The sequence below is a fragment of the Pseudomonas sp. TJI-51 genome (genome assembly GCF_000190455.2).
Classification (GTDB): domain Bacteria; phylum Pseudomonadota; class Gammaproteobacteria; order Pseudomonadales; family Pseudomonadaceae; genus Aquipseudomonas; species Aquipseudomonas juntendi.
Window position 1 is genome coordinate 5,512 of sequence record NZ_AEWE02000111.1, and the last position, 3,123, is coordinate 8,634.

At 49.6% G+C, this 3,123-nt stretch carries 2 protein-coding genes and 1 pseudogene; all 3 read left to right on the forward strand.

The window, feature by feature from the left end:
- Positions 1-849, forward strand: an 849-nt coding sequence (locus tag G1E_RS21460; protein WP_256220454.1) for an RHS repeat-associated core domain-containing protein, incomplete at its 5' end; no start/stop codon positions are given.
- Positions 842-1,396, forward strand: a complete 555-nt coding sequence (locus tag G1E_RS21465; RefSeq protein WP_009684297.1) for a hypothetical protein — start codon at positions 842-844, stop codon at positions 1,394-1,396. The genes G1E_RS21460 and G1E_RS21465, both read left to right, overlap by 8 nt.
- A 342-nt stretch (positions 1,397-1,738) precedes the next feature.
- Positions 1,739-3,123 (forward strand): annotated as a pseudogene (locus tag G1E_RS30295) (type IV secretion protein Rhs); the annotation flags it as partial.

Sequence of the window (3,123 nt, forward strand, 5' to 3'; positions counted from 1 at the left end):
GCCAAGCGGGCTGAGATCAATGGTGAAGTCGAGCACAAGCGCTTTCTTTGGCAAGGGCTGAGGATGCTGCGGGAAGAGACGCCTGGGCAGAACAGCTTGTACCTGTATGAACCGGGTAGCTATGCGCCGTTGGCGCGGGTTGATCAGGCTGAAGGGGAAGCGCAGAAGCTTTATTACTTCCATACTGACCAGATTGGTACACCGTTGGAACTGACGGATAGAGATGGCAGGATCGTTTGGCAGGCGTCGTATCGCTCATGGGGTGCAATAGAGAGTCTGCCCATCAATGAGGTCGATCAGCACCTGCGCTTTCAAGGCCAGTACTTGGATATCGAAACGGAATTGCACTATAACACGTTCCGCTACTACGATCCGGGAGTCGGTAAATACATATCGCATGATCCGATAGGCATGTTAGGCGGAATAAATTTATATCAATATGCGCCGAATCCTGTTAGTTGGTTGGATCCTTTTGGGTGGCTTACCTATAATACGATGCCTGCGATAGATGGTTTTCAGAAGCATCATATTATCCCGCAACAATTGTCTAATCATGCGGCAATGCAGGTTGGGGAGGTTAATATACATAAATTATCCAATATTATTTATTTGCCAAAGTATGAAAAGAACCATCCTGTGCGGACGGTGCACCGTGGGTCTCATGCGCAATATACTTCAAATGTAGAGAGGAAGCTGGATATTATTCATGAATACGGCAAAAAAAACGGCTGGTCTAAAGCGGATTACCAAAAGGCTATTCACGGAGTCATGGTTGATGAGAGAAAGGGGCTGCGCGCAGGTAAAACGATGCTGAATAAAAACTCTGTAAGAGGGGCAACTTGTGGCTAAAAACTTTATACTTTCTATTTCAGAAGATTACCCCGAGAGTTACTGGCTGAAGATAAAGATGTTGTCGGGTGAGGAATCTGGGGTATTTAAAGAGGGTGTGGCTGTAAGCAAGGATATAAAGGTCTGCTTCGAGGCATCAAAAAGGGTCAGCTTCTCAAAACTCTTGAGCTATGATTTTTTTTACAGTGACGGCCCGAATTTGATTTCGCCTAGGCTCTACGAATTAATGAAGGCAGAAGGAATTTCTGGTGTTCAGTTCGTGGATGCGGATCTACTGATAGGTGAGGTTGCCTATACTGGCTACAAAGTGTTAAATGTGATTGATAAATCGCCAGCTTTTAACTTGAAGGAGTCCATTAGCGAGCCATTGCTTAGTTACATGCCAGATGGCCCTAGATGCTTCAGTAAGATAGTATTGGACGATGAGGCAATACTTTCTAGTGATGTCGTTAGGGCTGAAGAAGAAAGCCCGATCATTGTTGTGACCGCTCGCGTCAAGTCTATTTTTGAAAATAACGCGATTCGCGGGGTGCAGTTTAAGGATTAGACATTTTGTCTTCAGGTTTTTCGAAATTTACTTTCTCCATAAGTTTTTGTTGTGGGAGTCTGGTGGCGTGATCTTTAACAGTTAAGTATTGGGCTGGCTTTGCCATAGTGTTGGCGGATCCAGTATTTTTACGGCATATGTCGGCATGTACAACCCTTACAAGCAGGTATACTTTTGTGCACCAAGGGCGACCACTTCCTGCACTTCACTCGAACATCGACGGAACATTGACTGACATCGGCGCCACCGGCGGGCTCCGCGTGCATCTGCAGTACGACAACCCGCTGGATAGTCTAACCGATATAAAGTGCGTGATGGACAACGAAGCGGTGGGAACGGTTTCACCACCTGACCATGCTGGTGACCCAGGTCAGCTACCCGGACGGCAGCACCTGGCGAGCGCGCTACGACAAGGGCAACCTGCTCGCCGAATTCGATGCCCTCGGCCAGATGACCGAGTGCCTGAACAGCGATGAGGGCCTGCCGCACACCATCATCGATGCGACCTACAAGTCCAAGTACCTGTGGTGGAACACCCTGGCCCAGGTCGAGCGCTACCAGGACTGCTCGGGCAAGAGCACGTACTACCGCTATGACGAGCGCCAGCACCTGGTCTCGGTAACGGACGCGCTGAACCAGACCACCACGCTGGAGCGCAAGCCCGACGGCTAAGTGCTGCGTATCAGCCCGGGGAGGTCAACGAGTAGACTTTGTTATCAAAAACGCCGAGGGGACTGGTACTGCAAAGGAAGTTACGAGCCTCACTGCACTCAAATTTGCACAGTTGGAAAAAGAAATGCGTATTCGTGAGGTTGGAGAGATATTTGTACGTGAGCCAGGGGCAAAAAAATTAATTGAAATTGATGATATTTCAACTGTGATTCATGCAAGGTAAGAGGCGTTGTAAATGAGTGACTTGGATTTCACGCTATGTAGTATTCCGATGCTTTTGAGTCGTAATAAAAGCGAGGCTTATCAGAGGCAGGTTGTTGATCGATATACTGCGATAATGAAATTTTTGTGGGCGAAAAAACTTATAAAATTAAACCCATTTGACGATAAGGGGGGCTGAGACTGGATCTGGTTATTAAAAAATCTGATGTTACCAGTGAGTGCTTGGACCTATTTAAGAAAGCAATCCCAGCTTGGCATTCATTTGTTGATAAAGGTGGAAAGGTTGAGGATGTAAGCAGGCTCGAGAGGGCCTTGGCTAAAATGCACTGACCCTGCCGGATCGGGCTCAGGTCAATCAGCTGTACTACGGAAGCGGGCATCTGCACCAGTTGTACCTGAACGGTCAGGTGATCAGCACGTGGAGCGGAATGATCTGCACCATGGGGTGTACCGCACCCAGGGCAAGCTCACCAGTTGCTTCGGCTACGACGCCATGGGGCGTAAGGCCTGGCAATACGCCTCGACCTTACCGGCCGACAAGCTGTCGCAGGTGCACAACATCGGTATCAACACCTCATTGCTGGTCGAGCATGCCTACAACCGATCCACCGCCGTTACCAGTACGACCCGGCCGGTGAACTGGTGCGCACCCTCGACAAGCTGCGTGGCGAGATCAAGTACGAATATGAAGCCAATGGCCAGTTGCGCAGCCGTGATACCGGCTCGCTGGTGGGCAGCGAGGAGTTCCGCTACGACCCGGCAGCCAACCGGTTGGACTTCAATGCGCGGCAGTTTGCCAAGGTCAAGGACAACCGCATCAAACAGTGGCGGGA